The organism is Escherichia ruysiae, from assembly GCF_031323975.1.
GTDB classification, from domain to species: domain Bacteria; phylum Pseudomonadota; class Gammaproteobacteria; order Enterobacterales; family Enterobacteriaceae; genus Escherichia; species Escherichia ruysiae.
Genome location: NZ_JAVIWS010000001.1, coordinates 2,057,348 through 2,078,933 on the forward strand (window position 1 = coordinate 2,057,348; position 21,586 = coordinate 2,078,933).

A 21,586-nucleotide genomic window follows, 5' to 3' on the forward strand; every position below is an offset into this window, starting at 1 on the left:
TTAAAGTCATTTAAAGCCACTTAAAGCAATTTGTAATTTTTATAGTGAAATACAAATCGTTTCTTCTTATTCATTCCCGGCGAATTAATAAAAACAAACAGTAGTAAACAGCACAAAAAGTCCATGAGCGGGTGAACAGTGGTGAACAGACGGTGAACAGTCATTACTGCGATTGTTCACCCTTTAACTTACTGTATTACTTATCTTTTTTATTAAGGTGAACAGAGGTGAACAGTAAAATATAAAAAAACAAACAGTAAGCCGGTTTTTCCTGCGACCTTTTCCTGGCTTGCCGGTGTGAGGATGAGTCTCCTGTGTCAGGGCTGACACATCTGCAATACGTCGTGTTGTTGTCCGGTGTACGTCACAATTTTCTTAACCTGAAGTGACGAGGAGCCGGAAAATGTCTGACCACACTATCCCTGAATATCTGCAACCCGCACTGGCACAACTGGAAAAGGCCAGAGCCGCCCACCTTGAGAACGCCCGCCTGATGGATGAGACCATCACGGCCATTGAACGGGCAGAGCAGGAAAAAAATGCGCTGGCGCAGACCGACGGAAACGACGCTGACGACTGGCGCACGGCCTTTCGTGCAGCCGGTGGTGTCCTGAGCGACGAGCTGAAACAGCGCCACATTGAGCGCGTGGCACGCCGGGAGCTGGTACAGGAATATGACAATCTGGCCGTGGTGCTGAATTTCGAACGTGAACGCCTGAAAGGGGCGTGTGACAGCACGGCCACCGCCTACCGGAAGGCACATCATCACCTTCTGAGTCTGTATGCAGAGCATGAGCTGGAACACGCCCTGAATGAAACCTGTGAGGCGCTTGTCCGGGCAATGCATCTGAGTATCCTGGTACAGGAAAATCCGCTCGCCAACACCACCGGCCATCAGGGCTACGTCGCACCCGATAAAGCTGTCATGCAGCAGGTGAAATCATCGCTGGAACAGAAAATAAAACAGATGCAAATCAGCCTCACCGGCGAGCCGGTTCTCCGGCTGACCGGACTGTCAGCGGCAACACTCCCGCACATGGATTATGAGGTGGCAGGCACACCGGCACAGCGCAAGGTGTGGCAGGACAAAATAGACCAGCAGGGAGCAGTGCTTAAGGCCAGAGGACTGCTGTCATGATGCGCTGCCCTTTCTGTCGTCATTCAGCGCATACCCGCACCAGCCGGTATGTGAGTGACAATGTCAAAGAAAGTTATCTGCAGTGCCAGAATATTTACTGTTCGGCGACATTTAAAACGCATGAGTCAATTTGTGCCGTGATTCGTTCTCCGGTCACGGAGGAAAAACCAGCACCGGCAAGCACAGCACCGGCTGTTGTCCGAAAAGTTAAAGGCTGTTACAGCTCACCATTCAACCATTAATCAGGAGACGGGGTGTGACCACAATGTCATTACAGCAGGCTTTTGAGGTCTGCCAGAATAACAAAGCAGCATGGCTGCAACGCAAAAATGAGCTGGCAGCGGCCGAACAGGAATATCTGCGGCTTCTGTCAGGAGAAGGCAGAAACGTCAGTCGCCTTGACGAATTACGCAATATTATCGAAGTCAGAAAATGGCAGGTGAATCAGACCGCCGGTCGTTATATTCGTTCGCATGAAGCCGTTCAGCACATCAGCATCCGCGACCGGCTGAATGATTTTATGCAGCAGCACGGCACAGCACTGGCGGCGGCACTGGCACCGGAGCTGATGGGCTACAGTGAGCTGACGGCCATTGCCCGAAACTGTGCCATACAGCGTGCCACAGATGCCCTGCGTGAAGCCCTTCTTTCCTGGCTTGCGAAGGGGGAAAAAATTAATTATTCCGCACAGGATAGCGACATTTTTACGACCATCGGATTCAGGCCTGACGCGGCTTCGGTGGATGACAGCCGTGAAAAATTCACCCCTGCGCAGAACATGATTTTTTCGCGTAAAAGTGCGCAACTGGCATCACGTCAGTCTGTGTAAAATTCCCCGAAAATCCGCCCGTTTTTACTGGAAAAAGCCATGCATCGATAAGGTGCATGGCTTTGCATGCGTTTTCCTGCCTCATTTTCTGCAGATCGCGCCACGCCCGGCGTGGCCTGAGCGTGTCAGCGCAACTGCATTAAAACCATCCCACAAAGCGGGCGGGCGAGGCGGGGAAAGCACTGCGCGCAAGGCTGATAACATAAATAAAATACAATGAACTCATTACGTTTTATTAAATGCCGCAATGATCACACACAATAATCTATCAATAGAGGATATTAATTTAGTAACTACAAAGGAGAACGTATGCGCGATAAATTCATTGATGCCATTCATAGTTGTTTAAAAATTCAGCTAACTTTTTATTCAAAAGAAGATAACGCGACAATCACAAGATTAACTGCGCCTATGGACTTCGGTCCTAGTCGTAGAGCTCATGATAAAAGTGACAGATTCCATTTTTGGGATTACGAAAGCGATAAAAAAAGTCATGTTCTCAGTTTGCAACCTGAAGCGATTGTATCTCTAGTTGTAATCCCTCAAAACTTTCATCCGCAAGAGTTTGTTAGCTGGACGCCAAACTGGTTTATTGCCAGAGATTGGGGCCAGTACTCTTAAATACATGAGGCTACATACGTAGCCTTTTAAATGGAATCTCCAGGGAATACGCGCGTACATTACCCGCCTCCAAAAGCCCACACTTTAAAAACGCAGGCATCATTATGATTTAATTGATTTTTATTATCTTCTTTGATGCTTAAATTGATGTTATACTGTTTTTATATACAGATACTAGGGCAGATAAGGAGGATAATATGTTAAATAAGCTTGCCAAATATCTTCTTACTGCCAGCTCAGTTGCTCCGGTATTTTTTACCTTAGCTTTTCTTTCATGTATATCAAAACACTATAAATTTATGATTGCTTACTTATCATTGTGTGCAATTATACTTTTACTGTGTGTTTTGATTGTTAAATACGCAATTAAATATAATTCTGTAACCAGTAAAAAATTAACTACCGCTTCTCCAGCAGATAAAGAGATAACAAATTATTTCTTAACCTATTTATTTCCCTTAATCAGTGGTCCAGATGCATTTATGGATATTAGGATTGCTTCTTTCTTTGCTGTGAGTTTATTTTTTTACATCAGTTTTTCAGGTTCCTACAGTTTCAACCCATTATTATCATTTTGGGGATATAAATATTATGAAGCCGAAGACGATACAGGCGTAAGCTTTGTTATATTATCGAAAAAGCCACTGTTAAAAGCATCAGGCAATCGTGTTAATTTGATTAAGCTTACTGATTACACATATATAGCAATATAGGAATAAATATGGAATTGTTTGCAATAACAGATAATACAGTTGGCACACGCATTGTAAAAATTGTTACTGACAGGCCGACTCAAAATGTAATCACACAGCTATTCAATGAACAAAAAACTTTTTTTGAAGAACGCTATACAGAAGGCGTAGAATTTTCAGGTGGCTACATCACTAGTGGAGATGAGTTTTTTGTCATTCCTGACTTTGATGATGTTATCGCTGTATTAGATGCTATTAATAATCCCACAACTATCCCTCCATGGGAGCCGGAAGAAATATCAGTCTTCAATATAATCGCTCTGTTTTCAGGCTATCCTGAAGAGGATGGAAAACCTGCAACTGCCTTAATCCAAAGCTTCGATAAAAGGCAAGTTATTGATAACAGAAGAACAATTTTCCAAAAACCATTTCAGGCAAGCAATACCTTTTGCCAGTCTACTGAGCATGGTATAGTCATCGACAATAAGCTAACAGCTATTCTTGCAGGTACAGAATTAAAGTTTAAAAGCTTCCATATGCTCCGCAGGATATTTGATGTAGATGCTTATTTCAGAGAAGCCACTAATGAAGAATTAACAAGTTTTTCTTCTCATGAAAAATTTTCAGTAGCTCCGGGTTTTGATTTAACAACAATTGCTGACTCTGTTATTAGAAAGAAAGTTTCCTTGATTAATAAATCAAGAATACTTGAGGACTACTCTGTGACTGAGTTAAGAATATCAGCGGCTGAAATTGGTGTTGTTCTAGAAACTGAAAAAATCGGTGAATTAGAAAAAATAAAAATGCCGCAAATAAGAAAAGATGTAAAAAGATTATTGCATTTTTTAGATGAGGACTATTTCACATCCCATATAACCAGAACGCTATATCGCGCAAACTCTAAACGTCGAGAAGATGTTTAATTTTTATAAAAGTTTGGGGGGGGAATCCCCCCGCTTCAAAAGTTGATTTTTATAAACTCACTTTATATTAGATATTTTCCCGTAATCAAATGGTGTTATCATTCTTAGTTTATTCTCTTCCAAATAATCAGCCCACCACTGTACCATCAATCGACGTTCGTCCAAATGCTCAGAAGTATGGATATAAGCCGCGCGTACATTATTTCGTTCTGTATGGCTTAACTGACGCTCTATCGCATCATCGCTCCATAGCCCCGACTCCCCCAGTGCACCACGCGCCATCGTTCTAAATCCATGCCCACAAACTTCGGTTTTAGTGTCATATCCCATCGCCCGTAATGCGTTGTTTACTGTGTTTTCACTCATAACCTTAGTTGCGTCATGATCGCCCGGGAAAAGCAGTTTCTTATCACCACTAATCTGCTTCAACTGGCCTAACAAATTCATCGCCTGACGACTAAGCGGAACAATATGCTCCTCTTTCATCTTCATACCACGATACGAGTAACGCACCCCCTTAATTTCCTCCCGCTTTGCAGGTACGCGCCAAAGGGCTTTATCGAAGTCGAACTCATTCCAACGCGCGAAACGTAACTCACTGGAACGCACAAAAGTCAGTAAGGAAAGCTCGACTGCGATCCGTGTCATTACACGACCACGATATGCAGCGAGACGTGCAAGAAACTCAGGTAACCGGCAGGAAGGTAACGCAGGGTAATGTCGCACTTTGGTTGTAGATAGCGCACCAGCCATATCACTGGCCGGATTCGAGTCAATGTAATCGTTCTGTACAGCATAACGCATAATGGCCGTTACACGCTGTTGCAGGCGCTGAGCGACGTCGTGTTTTCCACTAGCGTCAACTTTTTTAATTGGGGCTAACAGGTGGCTGGTTTTGAGTAGACGAATATCGGACGAACCAATATGAGGGAAGATATAAAGCTCAAGATATCGAAGAACGCGAGATCGATGGTCTTCACTCCAGCGCTTGTTGCTGGCATGCCATTCACGAGCAATGGTTTCGAAAGTATATGCCCCCGAGTTCTCGGCCTGAGCCTCTTTCTGTTCGGCTTTTGGATCAATGCCCTGCACTAATAGCTTTTTGGCTTCATCGCGCTTTGCTCTTGCCTGAGCAAGCGTCACAGTAGGCCAAACACCAAAAGCGAGGCGATCCTCTTTTTTGTCAGAGGGGCGTCTGTATTTCATACGCCAATATTTTGATCCTTTGGCCGAAACCTCAAGGTACAAACCGCCGCCATCGGCCATTTTGTAGGTTTTATCTTTTGGTTTTGCGGTCTCGACCTGTCTGGCGCTGAGCTTCATTTGGGGGCACATTTCTAATCGAAGTTAAGATGCCCCCAATTATGCCCCCAATGACATCCGGATTTCAACGGACAACCTCGGACAACTCAGGACGTAAAAATCGCTGCAATCATTGATTTTTAAGGAATAATTGGACTTTCTCGGATGGTCTTGGAAGAGCTAATGGTGCCGAAGGCCGGACTCGAACCGGCACGTATTTCTACGGTTGATTTTGAATCAACTGCGTCTACCGATTTCGCCACTTCGGCACTGAAGAGGTATGCGGAAAACGTTGTGGATTATACCTGTCACGCGTCACCATGCAAGCGCCAGCTTACGCCTGCCTCGCTAAGTGCTGAAAATTTCAGCATTGTCTTCCACGATGTGTAACCTCTATCACACTCCAGGAACCCCACCCGACCATGCTCTACACTTCCCGCAGCAAAGTCGCACCAACAACCGAACGGTTCCCGATGTCGAAAATTAACGATGCCATCCAGCATGTACGTGACGGTAAGGCGCGCTACCGCGTGGTTCTGAAAGCTGTCTTCTGATCCCTTTACCAGGTCGATTCTGCCCGGCCTTTAAGACATCTCGCAATCGGCTGAATTTAGTGGTGAAAACTTTTCAACCGTGCCTATACTCCAGGCAGGGAACTGGAGGAAATCTCATGAGCGAACCACTTTTAATTGCACGCACGTCGGACACGGAACTGTTTTTATTACCCGCTATGGCTAACCGTCACGGGCTGATTACTGGCGCAACGGGGACGGGTAAAACTGTCACGCTGCAAAAACTAGCGGAATCACTGTCAGAAATCGGTGTACCTGTGTTTATGGCCGATGTGAAAGGCGATTTGACCGGGGTTGCACAGGAAGGTACGACCTCGGAAAAACTGCTCGCTCGGTTAAAAAGTATCGGTGTCAACGACTGGCAACCGCATTCGAATCCAGCGGTGGTGTGGGATATTTTTGGTGAGAAAGGCCATCCAGTAAGGGCAACGGTCTCCGATCTGGGGCCGCTGTTGCTTGCACGACTGTTAAATCTTAACGACGTGCAAACTGGCGTGCTGGATATCATCTTCCGCATTGCTGACGATCAGGGACTGTTGTTGCTCGACTTTAAAGATCTTCGGGCCATTACCCAGTACATCGGAGATAACGCCAAATCATTCCAGAATCAGTATGGCAATATCAGTAGCGCATCTGTTGGTGCAATCCAACGCGGATTACTGTCGCTGGAGCAGCAAGGAGCGACGCATTTCTTTGGTGAACCGATGCTGGATATCAAAGACTGGATGCGTACTGATGCTAACGGTAAAGGCGTCATCAATATACTTAGCGCCGAAAAGCTCTACCAGATGCCAAAACTGTACGCTGCCAGTCTGCTGTGGATGCTTTCTGAATTGTATGAGCAACTGCCGGAAGCAGGGGATCTGGATAAACCGAAACTCGTCTTTTTCTTCGATGAGGCGCATCTGCTGTTTAACGATGCACCGCAAGTGCTGCTGGATAAAATTGAGCAGGTCATACGGCTTATCCGCTCGAAAGGCGTGGGCGTCTGGTTTGTCTCGCAAAACCCTTCGGATATACCCGACAACGTACTCGGGCAGTTGGGGAATCGCGTTCAACACGCTCTGCGCGCCTTTACGCCGAAAGACCAGAAAGCGGTGAAGACGGCAGCGCAAACCATGCGACCCAATCCAGCGTTTGATACAGAAAAGGCGATCCAGGAGCTGGGAACCGGCGAAGCGTTGATCTCATTTCTTGATGCGAAAGGTAGTCCTTCTGTGGTGGAGCGTGCAATGGTGATTGCACCTTGTTCACGGATGGGACCGGTGACAGAAGATGAGCGTAACGGCCTGATTAATCACTCCCCGGTGTATGGCAAGTATGAAGATGACGTGGATCGGGAATCTGCCTATGAGATGCTGCAAAAAGGTGTGCAAACCAGTACCGAACAGCAAAATAATCCACCAGCCAAAGGAAAAGAGATGGCTGTGGATGACGGTATTCTCGGTGGGTTAAAGGACATTTTGTTTGGCACTACCGGACCGCGTGGCGGAAAGAAAGATGGCGTAGTACAGACTATGGCGAAAAGTGCCGCCCGCCAGGTCACGAACCAGATTATACGCGGTGTGCTGGGGAGCTTGCTTGGGGGGAGAAAAAGGTAAGTCTGGTGCGATTTGTCTTTGCCTGATGCGACACTATCGCGTCTTATCAGGCCTACGCCACTGCAATATATTGAATTTGCATGATTTTGTAGGCCGAACAAGGCATTCACGCCGCATCCGACATGAACAAAGCGCACTTTGCCAACAATGTAAAAGGGAGCTTTCGCTCCCTTTCTTCACTCATCTGGTTACGATTTTCTCATTAACAGCCACAGGCTGATTAAGAAGAAACTTGCACTTGGCAACAGTGCGCCGATGATCGGCGGGATGCCGTAAACCAACGTCAGCGGGCCGAAGATCTGATCCAGTACATAGAACACAAAACCGAAGCTGATACCGGTAACCACGCGCACGCCCATCGGCACGCTACGCAGTGGACCGAAGATGAACGACAGTGCCATCAGCATCATCACCGCCACGGATAGCGGCTGGAAGATTTTGCTCCACATGTTGAGCTGATAACGTCCGGCGTCCTGACCGCTCGACTTCAGATACTTCACATAGTTGTGCAAACCGCTGATGGAGAGTGCATCCGGATCCAGCGCCACCACGCCCAGTTTGTCTGGCGTGAGGTTGGTTTTCCAGGTGCCGCTCACGGTCTGAGAACCGGTGATTTGTTTTGGATTGGTCAGGTCAGATTCATCAACCTGCGACAGACGCCAGACTTTATGTTCAGGATCAAACTTCGCGGAAGCGGCATAGCGCACAGATTGCAGACGACGATTTTCGTTAAAGGCATAAATACTAATACCCCCTAACTCTTCGTCACCTTTAACCCGCTCAATGTAAACAAAGTTGTTGCCATCTTTTGCCCATAAGCCTTGCTGGGTAGAGAGCAACGAGCCGCCGTACATCGCCTGCGCACGGTAGTTACGTGCCATCTGCTCGCCCTGCGGCGCGACCCATTCTCCGATCGCCATCGTCAGCAATACCAGCGGAATGGCGGTTTTCATTACCGACAACGCTACCTGCATACGGGTAAAACCAGAAGCCTGCATCACCACCAGTTCGCTGCGCTGCGCCAACATCCCAAGACCAAGCAACGCACCCAGCAGAGCCGCCATCGGGAAGAAGATTTGCACATCTTTCGGCACGCTCAGCAGGGTATACATTCCTGCGCCTAACGCGTCGTAACTCCCCTGCCCGGCTTTTTTCAGCTGATCGACAAATTTGATAATGCCGGAGAGCGACACCAGCATGAACAGCGTCATCATGATGGTGGTGAAAATAGTTTTACCGATATAGCGGTCAAGTACGCCAAAAGGTTGCATCACACCGCTCCTTTACGCGAAAAACTGGCGCGCAGGCGGCGAACCGGCACCGTATCCCAAAGGTTGAGAACAATCGCCAAAGCCAGATAAATCAGGTTAACGGTCCACATCCACAGCGTCGGATCCAGCTTACCTTTGCCGCCGTTCGATTTCAGGGAGGTCTGGATCAGGAAGAAAAGCAGATACAGCAGCATGGCAGGCAGCATCGACAGTACACGCCCCTGACGCGGGTTAACCACACTCAGCGGTACGACCATCAACGCCATCATAAACACGGTGAATACCAGCGTGATACGCCAGTTTAGCTCCGCACGGGCGCGATCGGTGTCGGTGTTCCACAATGTACGCATGTCCATCTGGTCGGTATCGTTCGGGTCGAGCGCCACCGCCTGGTGACCAATGATCGCCTGATAATCCTGGAAGTCAGTAATGCGGAAATCACGTAACAGTGCAGTGCCTTCGAAACGCGTTCCCTGATTGAGAGTCACCACCTGAGAGCCATCCCGCAACTGAGTTAAATGTCCGGAATCGGCCACTACCACGGAAGGACGTGCATTACCTTTTGGTCGGATTTGCGCGAGGAACACATCTTTGAAGTCGCTGCCGTCAACGCTTTCGATGAACAGCACCGAGCTGCCATTGGTCGCTTGCTGGAATTGCCCTTGCGCCAGCGCCGCCATGCCTGGGTTAGCTTTCGCTTCTGCCAGCACCTCATCCTGATGACGCGATGACCACGGCCCCGCCCACATGACGTTAACCGCCGCGACAATCGCCGTGAACACCGCGAGAACCATTGCCGCTTTCACCAGAACCGCTTTGCTCAGGCCGCAGGCATGCATTACCGTAATTTCACTTTCGGTATACAGTTTACCCAACGTCATCAGCAGCCCGAGGAACAGGCTTAATGGCAGGATAAGCTGCGCCATTTCCGGCACGCCCAACCCGAGAAGGGAGAGCACCAGGTTCGCCGGAATATCGCCGTCAACCGCTGCGCCGAGGATCCTCACTAACTTTTGACAGAAGAAGATCAAAAGCAAGATGAAGAGTATCGCCAGCTGGCTTTTGAGCGTCTCCCGCACCAGATATCTTATGATTATCACTTTAAATACGCCCGTAAAAACTCGTCTTTTGCAGGATTTTAGCTTGTTTCATGGCTTAAACGTCATTTATTCTCTTGAGTCGTCGAAATCGTCGCTAAGATAATTATACTCAACGGATTCACCTCTCAGATTTTGTTCTGACGTGCCAATGCCGTAATAACGTTAAGATTAACACGAAGTCATCGCAACAGCGGACATGAGTTACGAAAGCTTGCAATTCTATCTGTAGCCACCGCCGTTGTCTTTAAGATTCAGGAGCGTAGTGCATGGAGTTTAGTGTAAAAAGCGGTAGCCCGGAGAAACAGCGGAGTGCCTGCATCGTCGTGGGCGTCTTCGAACCACGTCGCCTTTCTCCGATTGCAGAACAGCTCGATAAAATCAGCGATGGGTACATCAGCGCCCTGCTACGTCGGGGCGAACTGGAAGGAAAACCGGGGCAGACATTGTTGCTGCACCATGTTCCGAATGTACTTTCCGAGCGAATTCTCCTTATTGGTTGCGGCAAAGAACGTGAGCTGGATGAGCGTCAGTACAAGCAGGTTATTCAGAAAACCATTAATACACTGAATGATACTGGCTCAATGGAAGCGGTCTGTTTCCTGACTGAACTGCACGTTAAAGGCCGTAACAACTACTGGAAAGTGCGTCAGGCGGTCGAGACAGCAAAAGAGACGCTCTACAGCTTTGACCAGCTTAAAACGAATAAGAGCGAGCCGCGTCGTCCGCTGCGTAAAATGGTGTTCAACGTGCCGACCCGCCGTGAGCTGACCAGCGGTGAGCGCGCGATCCAGCACGGTCTGGCGATTGCGGCCGGGATCAAAGCCGCGAAAGATCTCGGCAATATGCCGCCGAATATCTGTAACGCCGCTTACCTCGCTTCACAAGCGCGCCAGTTAGCTGACAGCTACAGCAAGAATGTCATCACCCGCGTTATCGGCGAACAGCAAATGAAAGAGCTGGGGATGCACTCCTATCTGGCGGTGGGGCAGGGTTCGCAAAACGAATCGCTGATGTCGGTGATTGAGTACAAAGGCAACGCGTCGGAAGATGCGCGCCCGATTGTGCTGGTGGGTAAAGGTTTAACCTTCGACTCCGGCGGTATATCCATCAAGCCTTCAGAAGGCATGGATGAGATGAAGTACGATATGTGCGGCGCGGCGGCGGTTTACGGCGTGATGCGCATGGTTGCAGAGCTGCAACTGCCGATTAACGTTATCGGCGTACTGGCAGGCTGCGAAAACATGCCTGGCGGTCGTGCCTATCGTCCGGGCGATGTGTTAACCACTATGTCCGGTCAAACCGTAGAAGTGCTGAACACCGACGCCGAAGGCCGTCTGGTGCTGTGCGATGTATTAACTTATGTTGAACGTTTTGAGCCGGAAGCGGTAATTGATGTGGCGACGCTGACCGGTGCCTGCGTGATCGCGCTGGGTCATCACATCACCGGCCTGATGGCGAACCATAATCCGCTGGCCCATGAGCTGATTGCCGCGTCTGAGCAGTCTGGCGACCGCGCATGGCGTTTACCGCTGGGTGACGAGTACCAGGAACAACTGGAATCCAATTTTGCCGATATGGCGAACATTGGCGGACGTCCTGGCGGGGCGATTACCGCAGGTTGCTTCCTGTCGCGCTTTACCCGTAAGTACAACTGGGCGCACCTGGATATCGCGGGAACCGCCTGGCGTTCTGGTAAAGCAAAAGGCGCAACCGGTCGTCCGGTAGCGTTGCTGGCACAGTTCCTGCTGAACCGCGCCGGATTTAACGGCGAAGAGTAAGTTTGCGTTTTACCCTCACCCTAACCCTCTCCCTAAGGGAGAGGGAACCGATCGAGCGCAATAGAAATTCATTGCTCATCTTTCAGGGTGAGGAATGCAGCAATATTTAAATCCACCACAAGAAGCCCCATATATGAAAAACGCAACGTTCTACCTTCTGGACAATGACACCACCGTCGATGGCTTAAGCGCCGTTGAGCAACTGGTGTGTGAAATTGCCGCAGAACGTTGGCGCAGCGGTAAGCGCGTGCTCATCGCCTGTGAAGATGAAAAACAGGCTTACCGGCTGGATGAAGCCCTGTGGGCGCGTCCGGCAGAAAGTTTTGTTCCGCACAATTTAGCGGGAGAAGGACCGCGCGGCGGCGCGCCGGTGGAGATCGCCTGGCCGCAAAAACGTAGCAGCAGCCCGCGCGATATATTGATTAGTCTGCGAACAAGCTTTGCAGATTTTGCCACCGCTTTCACAGAAGTGGTAGACTTCGTTCCTTATGAAGATTCTCTGAAACAACTGGCGCGCGAACGCTATAAAGCCTACCGCGTGGCTGGTTTCAACCTGAATACGGCAACCTGGAAATAATGGAAAAGACATATAACCCACAAGATATCGAACAGCCGCTTTACGAGCACTGGGAAAAGCAGGGCTACTTTAAGCCTAATGGCGATGAAAGCCAGGAAAGTTTCTGCATCATGATCCCGCCGCCGAACGTCACCGGCAGTTTGCATATGGGTCACGCCTTCCAGCAAACCATCATGGATACCATGATCCGCTATCAGCGTATGCAGGGTAAAAATACCCTGTGGCAGGTCGGTACTGACCACGCCGGGATCGCTACCCAGATGGTCGTTGAGCGCAAGATTGCCGCAGAAGAAGGTAAAACCCGTCACGACTACGGCCGCGAAGCTTTCATCGACAAAATTTGGGAATGGAAAGCGGAATCCGGCGGTACGATTACCCGTCAGATGCGCCGTCTCGGCAACTCCGTCGACTGGGAGCGTGAACGCTTCACCATGGACGAAGGCCTGTCCAATGCGGTGAAAGAAGTTTTCGTTCGTCTGTATAAAGAAGATCTGATTTACCGTGGTAAGCGCCTGGTAAACTGGGATCCGAAACTGCGCACCGCTATCTCTGACCTGGAAGTGGAAAACCGCGAATCGAAAGGTTCGATGTGGCATATCCGCTATCCGCTGGCTGACGGCGCGAAAACTGCTGATGGCAAAGATTATCTGGTCGTTGCGACTACCCGCCCGGAAACCCTGCTGGGCGACACCGGCGTGGCTGTTAACCCGGAAGATCCGCGTTACAAAGATCTGATTGGCAAATTTGTCATTCTGCCGCTGGTTAACCGTCGTATTCCGATCGTTGGTGACGAACACGCCGACATGGAAAAAGGCACCGGCTGCGTGAAGATCACTCCGGCGCACGACTTTAACGACTATGAAGTGGGTAAACGTCACGCCCTGCCGATGATCAACATCCTGACCTTTGACGGTGATATCCGTGAAAGCGCCCAGGTGTTCGATACCAAAGGCAACGAATCCGACGTTTATTCCAGCGAAATCCCGGCAGAGTTCCAGAAACTCGAGCGTTTTGCTGCGCGTAAAGCAGTCGTTGCTGCGGTTGACGCGCTCGGCCTGCTGGAAGAAATTAAACCGCACGATCTGACCGTTCCTTACGGCGACCGTGGTGGCGTGGTTATCGAACCGATGCTGACTGACCAGTGGTACGTGCGTGCCGATGTACTGGCGAAACCGGCGGTTGAAGCGGTTGAGAACGGCGATATTCAGTTCGTACCGAAGCAGTACGAAAACATGTACTTCTCCTGGATGCGCGATATTCAGGACTGGTGTATCTCTCGTCAACTGTGGTGGGGTCACCGTATCCCGGCATGGTATGACGAAGCGGGTAACGTTTATGTTGGCCGCAACGAAGACGAAGTGCGTAAAGAAAATAACCTCGGTGCGGACGTCGCGCTGCGTCAGGACGAAGACGTTCTCGACACCTGGTTCTCTTCCGCGCTGTGGACTTTCTCTACGCTCGGCTGGCCGGAAAACACCGACGCCCTGCGTCAGTTCCACCCGACCAGCGTGATGGTTTCTGGCTTCGACATCATCTTCTTCTGGATTGCCCGCATGATCATGATGACCATGCACTTCATCAAAGATGAAAATGGCAAACCGCAGGTGCCGTTCCACACTGTTTACATGACCGGTCTGATTCGTGACGACGAAGGCCAGAAGATGTCTAAATCCAAGGGTAACGTGATTGACCCGCTGGATATGGTCGACGGTATTTCGCTGCCAGAACTGCTGGAAAAACGTACCGGTAATATGATGCAGCCGCAGCTGGCGGACAAAATCCGTAAGCGCACCGAGAAGCAGTTCCCGAACGGCATTGAGCCGCACGGTACTGACGCGCTGCGCTTCACCCTGGCGGCGCTGGCTTCTACCGGTCGTGACATCAACTGGGATATGAAGCGTCTGGAAGGTTACCGTAACTTCTGTAACAAACTGTGGAACGCCAGCCGCTTTGTGCTGATGAACACAGAAGGTCAGGATTGCGGCTTCAACGGTGGCGAAATGACGCTGTCGCTGGCGGATCGCTGGATTCTGGCGGAGTTCAACCAAACCATCAAAGCGTACCGCGAAGCACTGGATAGTTTCCGCTTCGATATCGCCGCAGGCATTCTGTATGAATTCACCTGGAACCAGTTCTGTGACTGGTATCTGGAGCTGACCAAGCCGGTAATGAACGGTGGAACTGAGGCCGAATTGCGCGGTACTCGCCACACGCTGGTTACGGTACTGGAAGGTCTGCTGCGCCTCGCGCATCCGATCATTCCGTTCATCACCGAAACTATCTGGCAGCGTGTGAAAGTGCTTTGCGGCATCACCGCTGACACCATCATGCTGCAGCCGTTCCCGCAGTACGATGCATCTCAGGTTGATGAAGCGGCGCTGGCCGACACCGAGTGGCTGAAACAGGCGATCGTTGCGGTACGTAACATCCGTGCAGAAATGAACATCGCGCCGGGCAAACCGCTGGAGCTGCTGCTGCGTGGTTGCAGCGCGGATGCAGAACGTCGCGTAAATGAAAACCGTGGCTTCCTGCAAACGCTGGCACGTCTGGAAAGCATCACCGTGCTGCCTGCCGATGACAAAGGTCCGGTTTCCGTTACTAAGATCGTCGACGGCGCTGAGCTGCTGATCCCGATGGCTGGACTCATCAACAAAGAAGATGAGCTGGCGCGTCTGGCAAAAGAAGTGGCGAAGATCGAAGGTGAAATCAGCCGTATCGAGAACAAGCTGGCGAACGAAGGCTTTGTCGCACGTGCACCGGAAGCGGTCATCGCGAAAGAACGTGAGAAGCTGGAAGGTTATGCGGAAGCGAAAGCGAAGCTGATTGAACAACAGGCGGTTATTGCCGCGCTGTAATACGCACAGTGATAACGAAGGCCGGAGAATGCTCCGGCCTTTTTATTTAGATAAACGGAACATACGGCATAATACCGCGAGATATCCACATTAACGGACCGCTATCCTGCGGTTTTTCATCATTCGCTAACGCCAGTGAATCAAGGTCACCCTGCACATGGGTATTATTGGCAATCCAGCTAATCATCCACATTTTCAGCCAAGGATAAGCCAGTCCACAGGTAATTGAAGAACCCATTAATACCGCAAACATGCGTAAAAGCACACCGAACGTGGTAACGGACGAATGAAAACGAATTGTTCCATTTGCCAGTGTCAGGTTATTCAGAAACAAACTACGTAACGTGACATAGAGATAACTGGCAAAAACAAAAATCGCAACAAAATAAAGGAAATAAGAAGCCATAATCTGTGGGTAATATTGCAATACAAGCTCACCACCAGCATCAGACCTACCCAACATGGTCATCATCATTACCTGCTGAAATACTGGCGCAATCATAATACCAATCACAATGATGAAAGGAACCATGGTTAATATTGCGAGCATACAACCTTTAATGCATTCTTTTACGTTTACCTGAACAGAAAACTTATGAATGCCAAAAGTTGCATTGTTACCCAGCAATGGCATCCATTTACTGTAGGTTATACCATTGACGACACCCAGCCCGATGGCAGAAAGCAAACTTAACGCGACTAAGTTAAAGAATAATCCTCCTATCGATGTCGTCAATTGCGCAATAAGATACAGTGCGAACCAAAACGCTAACGCCAACAAAACAGGCAGACCTAACATAACCCACCATGCACGGAGCATCGAGCAGTTAAAGCCAAAGCGAATGCCATTCAGTGAGGTCATGTTCGCCTGATATTGTAGACTCTTCACTGCCATGCAAGGAATACCGCAGCTCAAGAGAGCAAACAGGAGAAAACCAAGAACAAAGTGCTGGCCTGAAAAACAAGAAATACTGAGAAGATAAACGACAATAATAAGGAACATGCTAACGAAAATGGCACCACCAGTTCCCTTATAACTAAATGGTTGCCCATTGAGTGTCACATGTTGATAAATATAACGACGGCATTTCACCAATGCCCACGGCCCATATATTCCCAGAGTAATAATTGTCAGTAAAAAATTCACAAGACAAATAAGAAAATACTCACCACCTTTGCCTGTAAAAACAAACGCGTGACGAGAATTATCTTTCCCGACGTTTACACCATTCATGAATCATATCCCTAAAATAAATTCCATTCATATAGATAATAATCCCAGTAAATTAATACTGGTACGCCTAGAATACGCTTTCTCAAAGAGATATATGCTTAATATTTTCTGATTTATCTTCTTCTTGCACCGCATAAGCGAGGGTGGTATTAAAGTGAGCTATAAATCATACATTTGAAATTGAGCTATGCTATGAATGTTGTCACTTCTCCCGCGCTCCGTTTGCGCAAACTTACTGCCGCCGATAATCCCGCCATCGCCAGCGTCATCCGCCAGGTATCCGCAGAATACGGTCTTACCGCTGATAAAGGCTACACTGTCGCCGATCCCAATCTCGACGAATTGTATCAAGTGTATAGTCAGCCCAGTCATGCGTATTGGGTAGTTGAATACAATGGCGAAGTGGTGGGTGGCGGCGGGATTGCGCCATTAGCAGGTAGTGAATCGGACATTTGCGAACTGCAAAAGATGTATTTTCTTCCTGCTATTCGCGGTAAAGGACTGGCGAAAAAACTGGCCTTAATGGCGATGGAGCAGGCGCGAGAAATGGGCTTCAAACGCTGCTATCTGGAAACGACCGCTTTTTTAAAAGAAGCGATTGGTTTGTATGAACATTTAGGTTTTCAACATATCGATTACGCACTTGGTTGCACGGGCCATGTCGATTGTGAAGTGCGGATGCTGCGTAAACTCTAAAAAAATGCCCGCTAGTGTGTACTAGCGGGCATTTTAATCAATTAATTAGTGACGAACACCGTCATCATCTTCGTCGACATAATCTTCATCGTCGCCATCTTCGCCGTTAGGATCTTCAAAGTAAGTGCCCCAACCGTCGTATTCAACGTCGAACTTCTCTGCCAGGTTCATCAATTGCTCAACCTGGGCGTCGATAAGATCGGCATTCAACGCGCATTCGCTGAGGATGTCACAGCAAATTACGATATCGCCATCTTCCACTTCCAACTCTTCCGGATCGGTCACTTCGTAACCGAGTTTAAACGCTTCAACCGCTGCTTTTTCCAGGGTTTCCAGATCGTCTGCGGAAAGGTGATGTTCGATGGTGTACAGCGCGTCCGGATCGCTGCCATCTTCCAGTAATTCTTCAATAATCAAACGCGTTTCTTCACGCTGTTCTTCCAGTTGTTCCGGGTTTGCCATGGCTCATTCCTCTTAATGTCCTGCCGATACTCTTATTGTCACACACCACTGACATTGCCTCCACCTTTGTGACAAAGATTTATGTTTTAGGCTTGCAAATGAATAATCATCCATATAAATTGAATTTTAATTCATTACGGCGTTAGCCACAGGAGGGATCTATGTCCGGGTTTTATCATAAACATTTCCTGAAATTACTCGATTTCACGCCAGCTGAACTCAACAGCCTGCTGCAGTTAGCTGCGAAGCTGAAAGCCGATAAGAAAAACGGCAAAGAAGAAGCCAGACTCACAGGTAAAAATATCGCGCTCATCTTCGAAAAAGACTCGACCCGTACCCGATGCTCTTTCGAAGTTGCCGCATATGACCAGGGTGCTCGCGTCACTTATCTCGGCCCCAGCGGCAGCCAGATTGGCCATAAAGAGTCGATTAAAGATACCGCCCGCGTGCTTGGTCGCATGTATGACGGTATTCAGTATCGCGGCTATGGTCAGGAGATTGTCGAAACGCTGGCGGAATATGCAGGTGTGCCGGTATGGAACGGCCTGACTAATGAGTTTCATCCTACACAGCTTCTGGCGGATTTGCTGACCATGCAGGAGCATTTACCAGGTAAAGCGTTCAATGAGATGACGCTGGTTTATGCCGGAGATGCACGCAACAACATGGGTAACTCAATGCTGGAAGCTGCGGCGTTGACCGGTCTGGATTTACGCCTGGTAGCGCCACAAGCGTGCTGGCCGGAAGCTTCGCTGGTTACGGAATGCCGCGCCCTGGCACAGCAAAATGGCGGGAATATAACGCTGACAGAAGATATCGCAGCAGGCGTTAAAGGTGCCGACTTTATTTACACCGATGTGTGGGTGTCGATGGGGGAAGCGAAAGAGAAATGGGCAGAACGTATTGCATTACTGCGTGATTATCAGGTGAATAGCAAAATGATGCAGTTAACCGGTAATCCAGACGTCAAATTCCTGCACTGCCTGCCCGCGTTTCATGACGACCAAACGACGCTAGGTAAAAAGATGGCAGAAAAGTTTGGCCTGCACGGTGGGATGGAAGTGACGGATGAGGTCTTTGAATCTGCCGCCAGTATTGTTTTTGATCAGGCGGAAAACCGCATGCATACCATCAAAGCGGTAATGGTTGCGACGCTCGCCCAATAACGCCAGTACCGGAGGCGGCGTAACGTCGCCTCCGGCATAATCCACTTACGCCATCAGCATTTTCACAACCGCTTTGCGAACCTGGGCTGGCTCGCCCACTGCGCACAGTGGCTTGTGTACTTCACCCGGATAGAACACGACAAAGTCGCCTTCATTGAGGATAACTGTTTTCTCCTCAACACCTTCTGGCAAAAAGGCGATGTCTTTATCGGCTAACCAATCGGTATCCGGCGTGCCCGCAGGTTGTGTGCTGAAGGTCATGCCTTCCTGCCCTTTTAGCACAATCTGAATATCGAGATAGCGGGCATGGTACTCGGCGCGGCGTGCTTCATACGGCTCGGTCATATCTTCAGAGATAAGATAAAACAGACGGTTGCCTTCGATGTCGTGCTTACCTTTTGGCGTTTCTGCCGTAACGTGCGCTTTAATATAATCAATCGCCTGACGTAATTCTTCCGGCAACCATTGCTGGAGATTATGAATATTTCCGATGATCATTTTTTTCATTCCCTCAATTAAAACATCGTTTCATTTCTCTTGTTATACGTAATTCCTTACTGCCATACCAGCATTTTTTGCCGCCTGATTGCGCCAGCGCATATTTTCCCCCCACATTCCCCCCCCCCTAAATTCATTTCGTTATAAATTCAAATTTTAAGCATATAAATTCACAACAATCGTTTACCTTGGAAGTTTCTTGCATTAATCGCTTGATCCCACTTTCTGGCTGAGTATAATGCCGGACAATTTGCCGGGAGGATGTATGGTTCAGTGTGTTCGACATTTTGTCTTACCGCGTCTGAAAAAAGACGCTGGCCTGCCGTTTTTCTTCCCGTTGATCACCCATTCCCAGCCCCTCAATCGAGGGGCTTTTTTTTGCCCAGGCGTCAGGAGATAAACATGGCTAATCCGCTATATCAAAAACACATCATTTCCATAAATGACCTTAGTCGCGATGACCTTAATCTGGTGCTGGCGACAGCGGCGAAACTGAAAGCAAACCCGCAACCAGAGTTGTTGAAACATAAAGTGATTGCCAGTTGCTTCTTCGAAGCATCAACCCGCACCCGCCTCTCTTTCGAAACCTCGATGCACCGCCTGGGCGCTAGTGTGGTGGGATTCTCTGACAGCGCAAACACCTCACTGGGAAAAAAAGGTGAAACGCTGGCTGATACCATCTCGGTTATCAGCACTTACGTCGATGCAATTGTGATGCGCCATCCGCAGGAAGGTGCGGCGCGCCTGGCAACCGAGTTTTCCGGCAATGTGCCGGTGCTGAACGCCGGTGATGGTTCCAACCAACATCCGACGCAAACCTTGCTGGATCTGTTCACCATTCAGGAAACCCAGGGACGTCTGGACAATCTTCGTGTCGCAATGGTCGGCGACCTGAAATATGGTCGCACCGTTCACTCCCTGACCCAGGCGCTGGCGAAATTCGACGGCAACCGTTTCTACTTCATCGCCCCGGATGCGCTGGCAATGCCGCAGTACATTCTGGACATGCTTGATGAAAAAGGTATCGCCTGGAGCCTGCATAGTTCCATTGAAGAAGTGATGGCGGAAGTGGACATTTTGTATATGACCCGCGTGCAAAAAGAGCGCCTGGACCCGTCCGAATACGCCAACGTAAAAGCGCAGTTTGTCCTGCGCGCCAGCGATCTTCACAACGCCAAAGCCAATATGAAAGTGCTGCATCCGCTGCCGCGTATTGATGAAATTGCGACGGATGTCGATAAAACGCCGCACGCCTGGTACTTCCAGCAAGCAGGCAATGGGATTTTCGCTCGCCAGGCGTTACTGGCACTGGTTCTGAATCGCGATCTGGTACTGTAAGGGGACATAGAGATGACACACGATAATAAATTGCAGGTTGAAGCTATTAAACGCGGCACGGTAATTGACCATATCCCCGCCCAGATCGGTTTTAAGCTGTTGAGTCTGTTCAAGCTGACCGAAACGGATCAGCGTATCACCATCGGTCTGAACCTGCCTTCTGGCGAGATGGGGCGCAAGGATCTGATCAAGATCGAAAATACCTTTTTGAGTGAAGATCAGGTAGACCAACTGGCGCTGTACGCACCGCAAGCCACGGTAAATCGTATCGACAATTATGAAGTGGTTGGTAAATCACGCCCCAGCCTGCCGGAGCGCATCGACAATGTGCTGGTCTGCCCGAACAGCAACTGTATCAGCCATGCCGAACCGGTTTCTTCCAGCTTTGCAGTGCGAAAACGCGCCAATGACATCGCGCTCAAATGCAAATACTGCGAAAAAGAGTTTTCCCATAATGTGGTACTGGCCAATTAATTGCGGTTGGTAATAAAAGTCTGGCTCCCTATAATGAGCCAGACTTTTTACCGCTGTAATAAAGGAGAAATCATGAGTAAAACTATCGCTACGGAAAATGCACCGGCAGCTATCGGACCTTATGTTCAGGGCGTTGATCTGGGCAGTATGATCATCACCTCTGGTCAGATCCCGGTAAACCCGAAAACTGGCGAAGTACCGGCAGACGTCGCGGCACAAGCGCGTCAGTCTTTGGATAACGTGAAAGCGATCGTGGAAGCGGCTGGCCTGAAAGTGGGCGACATCGTTAAAACCACCGTGTTTGTGAAAGATCTGAACGACTTCGCAACCGTAAATGCCACTTACGAAGCCTTCTTCACCGAACACAACGCCACCTTCCCGGCACGTTCTTGCGTTGAAGTTGCCCGTCTGCCGAAAGACGTGAAGATTGAGATCGAAGCGATCGCTGTTCGTCGCTAA

The 21,586-nt window shown here is 49.2% G+C and carries 23 protein-coding genes, 1 tRNA gene and 1 pseudogene; 17 read left to right on the plus strand and 8 right to left on the minus strand.

What is annotated here, in order from left to right:
- Positions 1-403: 403 nt before the first annotated feature.
- From RGV86_RS10115 to RGV86_RS10140, 6 genes are all read left to right on the plus strand, one after another.
- Positions 404-1,138: a glycoprotein 3 gene (locus tag RGV86_RS10115; RefSeq protein ID WP_107144825.1), complete on the plus strand. Its 735-nt coding sequence runs from the start codon at positions 404-406 to the stop codon at positions 1,136-1,138.
- Positions 1,135-1,380 carry an ogr/Delta-like zinc finger family protein gene (locus tag RGV86_RS10120; protein WP_000984201.1) on the plus strand — a complete coding sequence of 82 codons (246 nt, stop codon included), beginning with the start codon at positions 1,135-1,137 and terminating at the stop codon, positions 1,378-1,380. Before RGV86_RS10115 ends, RGV86_RS10120 begins: the two co-directional genes overlap by 4 nt.
- 23 nt (positions 1,381-1,403) lie before the next feature.
- A complete protein-coding gene (locus tag RGV86_RS10125; RefSeq protein WP_373427956.1) occupies positions 1,404-1,967 on the plus strand; it encodes a phage polarity suppression protein in 564 nt (187 codons plus the stop codon).
- A 309-nt stretch (positions 1,968-2,276) separates the two neighbouring features.
- Positions 2,277-2,588, plus strand: a complete 312-nt coding sequence (locus RGV86_RS10130; RefSeq protein ID WP_001205027.1) for a hypothetical protein — start codon at positions 2,277-2,279, stop codon at positions 2,586-2,588.
- Positions 2,589-2,785: 197 nt separating this feature from the next.
- Entirely contained in the window at positions 2,786-3,301 is a 516-nt protein-coding gene (locus tag RGV86_RS10135) for a KwaA family protein (protein ID WP_000932801.1), read from the plus strand.
- A gap of 8 nt (positions 3,302-3,309) precedes the next feature.
- The gene (locus RGV86_RS10140; RefSeq protein WP_000418440.1) at positions 3,310-4,203 is read left to right on the plus strand and encodes a Kiwa anti-phage protein KwaB-like domain-containing protein; all 894 of its coding nucleotides are present in this window, start codon (positions 3,310-3,312) and stop codon (positions 4,201-4,203) included.
- Between the two features lie 57 nt (positions 4,204-4,260).
- On the opposite strand, the gene RGV86_RS10145 is transcribed toward RGV86_RS10140, so the two are convergent.
- Positions 4,261-5,526 carry a tyrosine-type recombinase/integrase gene (locus RGV86_RS10145; protein WP_021513937.1) on the minus strand — a complete coding sequence of 422 codons (1,266 nt, stop codon included), beginning with the start codon at positions 5,524-5,526 and terminating at the stop codon, positions 4,261-4,263.
- A 163-nt stretch (positions 5,527-5,689) separates the two neighbouring features.
- A tRNA-Leu gene (locus RGV86_RS10150) sits at positions 5,690-5,774 on the minus strand.
- Between the two features lie 162 nt (positions 5,775-5,936).
- On the opposite strand from RGV86_RS10150, the pseudogene RGV86_RS10155 reads away from it, so the two are divergent.
- Together RGV86_RS10155 and RGV86_RS10160 are read left to right on the plus strand one after the other, a co-directional pair.
- Positions 5,937-6,059 (plus strand): annotated as a pseudogene (locus tag RGV86_RS10155) (alcohol dehydrogenase); the annotation flags it as partial.
- Between the two features lie 116 nt (positions 6,060-6,175).
- Positions 6,176-7,678, plus strand: a complete 1,503-nt coding sequence (locus RGV86_RS10160; protein ID WP_085461231.1) for a helicase HerA-like C-terminal domain-containing protein — start codon at positions 6,176-6,178, stop codon at positions 7,676-7,678.
- 188 nt (positions 7,679-7,866) lie between these two features.
- Here the strand turns inward: RGV86_RS10160 and lptG are convergent, their stop codons facing one another.
- The 3 genes from lptG to ytgA all read right to left on the minus strand — a co-directional run bounded on the left by lptG (position 7,867) and on the right by ytgA (position 10,162).
- The gene (lptG, locus tag RGV86_RS10165) at positions 7,867-8,949 is read right to left on the minus strand and encodes an LPS export ABC transporter permease LptG (protein WP_010346283.1); all 1,083 of its coding nucleotides are present in this window, start codon (positions 8,947-8,949) and stop codon (positions 7,867-7,869) included.
- A complete protein-coding gene (lptF, locus tag RGV86_RS10170; RefSeq protein ID WP_000584137.1) occupies positions 8,949-10,049 on the minus strand; it encodes an LPS export ABC transporter permease LptF in 1,101 nt (366 codons plus the stop codon). Before lptF ends, lptG begins: the two co-directional genes overlap by 1 nt.
- Positions 10,050-10,111: 62 nt before the next feature.
- Positions 10,112-10,162 carry a protein YtgA gene (gene ytgA / locus RGV86_RS10175; protein ID WP_211180521.1) on the minus strand — a complete coding sequence of 17 codons (51 nt, stop codon included), beginning with the start codon at positions 10,160-10,162 and terminating at the stop codon, positions 10,112-10,114.
- A 153-nt stretch (positions 10,163-10,315) separates the two neighbouring features.
- Here ytgA and pepA point away from each other — a divergent pair, with 153 nt between their 5' ends.
- The 3 genes from pepA to valS all read left to right on the plus strand — a co-directional run bounded on the left by pepA (position 10,316) and on the right by valS (position 15,259).
- Complete coding sequence (gene pepA / locus RGV86_RS10180; protein WP_000397144.1) at positions 10,316-11,827, plus strand: leucyl aminopeptidase; 1,512 nt, start codon at positions 10,316-10,318, stop codon at positions 11,825-11,827.
- A gap of 133 nt (positions 11,828-11,960) precedes the next feature.
- Positions 11,961-12,404 carry a DNA polymerase III subunit chi gene (holC, locus tag RGV86_RS10185; protein WP_000786399.1) on the plus strand — a complete coding sequence of 148 codons (444 nt, stop codon included), beginning with the start codon at positions 11,961-11,963 and terminating at the stop codon, positions 12,402-12,404.
- Positions 12,404-15,259, plus strand: coding sequence for a valine--tRNA ligase (gene valS / locus RGV86_RS10190; protein WP_000416362.1), 2,856 nt, complete (start codon positions 12,404-12,406; stop codon positions 15,257-15,259). The genes holC and valS overlap by 1 nt, the downstream gene beginning before the upstream one ends.
- Before the next feature lie 46 nt (positions 15,260-15,305).
- On the opposite strand, the gene RGV86_RS10195 is transcribed toward valS, so the two are convergent.
- Entirely contained in the window at positions 15,306-16,493 is a 1,188-nt protein-coding gene (locus tag RGV86_RS10195; protein WP_001014713.1) for a YjgN family protein, read from the minus strand.
- A gap of 192 nt (positions 16,494-16,685) precedes the next feature.
- Here RGV86_RS10195 and RGV86_RS10200 point away from each other — a divergent pair, with 192 nt between their 5' ends.
- Positions 16,686-17,189, plus strand: a complete 504-nt coding sequence (locus RGV86_RS10200) for a GNAT family N-acetyltransferase (RefSeq protein WP_010346276.1) — start codon at positions 16,686-16,688, stop codon at positions 17,187-17,189.
- 45 nt (positions 17,190-17,234) lie between these two features.
- Here the strand turns inward: RGV86_RS10200 and rraB are convergent, their stop codons facing one another.
- Positions 17,235-17,651 carry a ribonuclease E inhibitor RraB gene (gene rraB / locus RGV86_RS10205; RefSeq protein WP_000002947.1) on the minus strand — a complete coding sequence of 139 codons (417 nt, stop codon included), beginning with the start codon at positions 17,649-17,651 and terminating at the stop codon, positions 17,235-17,237.
- 161 nt (positions 17,652-17,812) lie between these two features.
- Here rraB and argF point away from each other — a divergent pair, with 161 nt between their 5' ends.
- Positions 17,813-18,817 (plus strand): ornithine carbamoyltransferase, encoded by a 1,005-nt coding sequence (argF, locus tag RGV86_RS10210; RefSeq protein WP_309508375.1) that lies wholly within the window; start codon positions 17,813-17,815, stop codon positions 18,815-18,817.
- A gap of 45 nt (positions 18,818-18,862) precedes the next feature.
- Here argF and tabA read toward each other — a convergent pair whose 3' ends face one another.
- Positions 18,863-19,315, minus strand: coding sequence for a toxin-antitoxin biofilm protein TabA (tabA, locus tag RGV86_RS10215; RefSeq protein ID WP_085461308.1), 453 nt, complete (start codon positions 19,313-19,315; stop codon positions 18,863-18,865).
- 265 nt (positions 19,316-19,580) lie between these two features.
- On the opposite strand from tabA, the gene pyrL reads away from it, so the two are divergent.
- The 4 genes from pyrL to RGV86_RS10235 all read left to right on the plus strand — a co-directional run bounded on the left by pyrL (position 19,581) and on the right by RGV86_RS10235 (position 21,586).
- Entirely contained in the window at positions 19,581-19,715 is a 135-nt protein-coding gene (gene pyrL / locus RGV86_RS10220) for a pyr operon leader peptide (protein ID WP_001296693.1), read from the plus strand.
- 2 nt (positions 19,716-19,717) lie between these two features.
- Complete coding sequence (pyrB, locus tag RGV86_RS10225; protein WP_000013052.1) at positions 19,718-20,653, plus strand: aspartate carbamoyltransferase; 936 nt, start codon at positions 19,718-19,720, stop codon at positions 20,651-20,653.
- Positions 20,654-20,665: 12 nt separating this feature from the next.
- Positions 20,666-21,127 carry an aspartate carbamoyltransferase regulatory subunit gene (gene pyrI / locus RGV86_RS10230; protein ID WP_000148581.1) on the plus strand — a complete coding sequence of 154 codons (462 nt, stop codon included), beginning with the start codon at positions 20,666-20,668 and terminating at the stop codon, positions 21,125-21,127.
- A 72-nt stretch (positions 21,128-21,199) separates the two neighbouring features.
- Positions 21,200-21,586, plus strand: coding sequence for an enamine/imine deaminase (locus RGV86_RS10235; protein ID WP_000047542.1), 387 nt, complete (start codon positions 21,200-21,202; stop codon positions 21,584-21,586).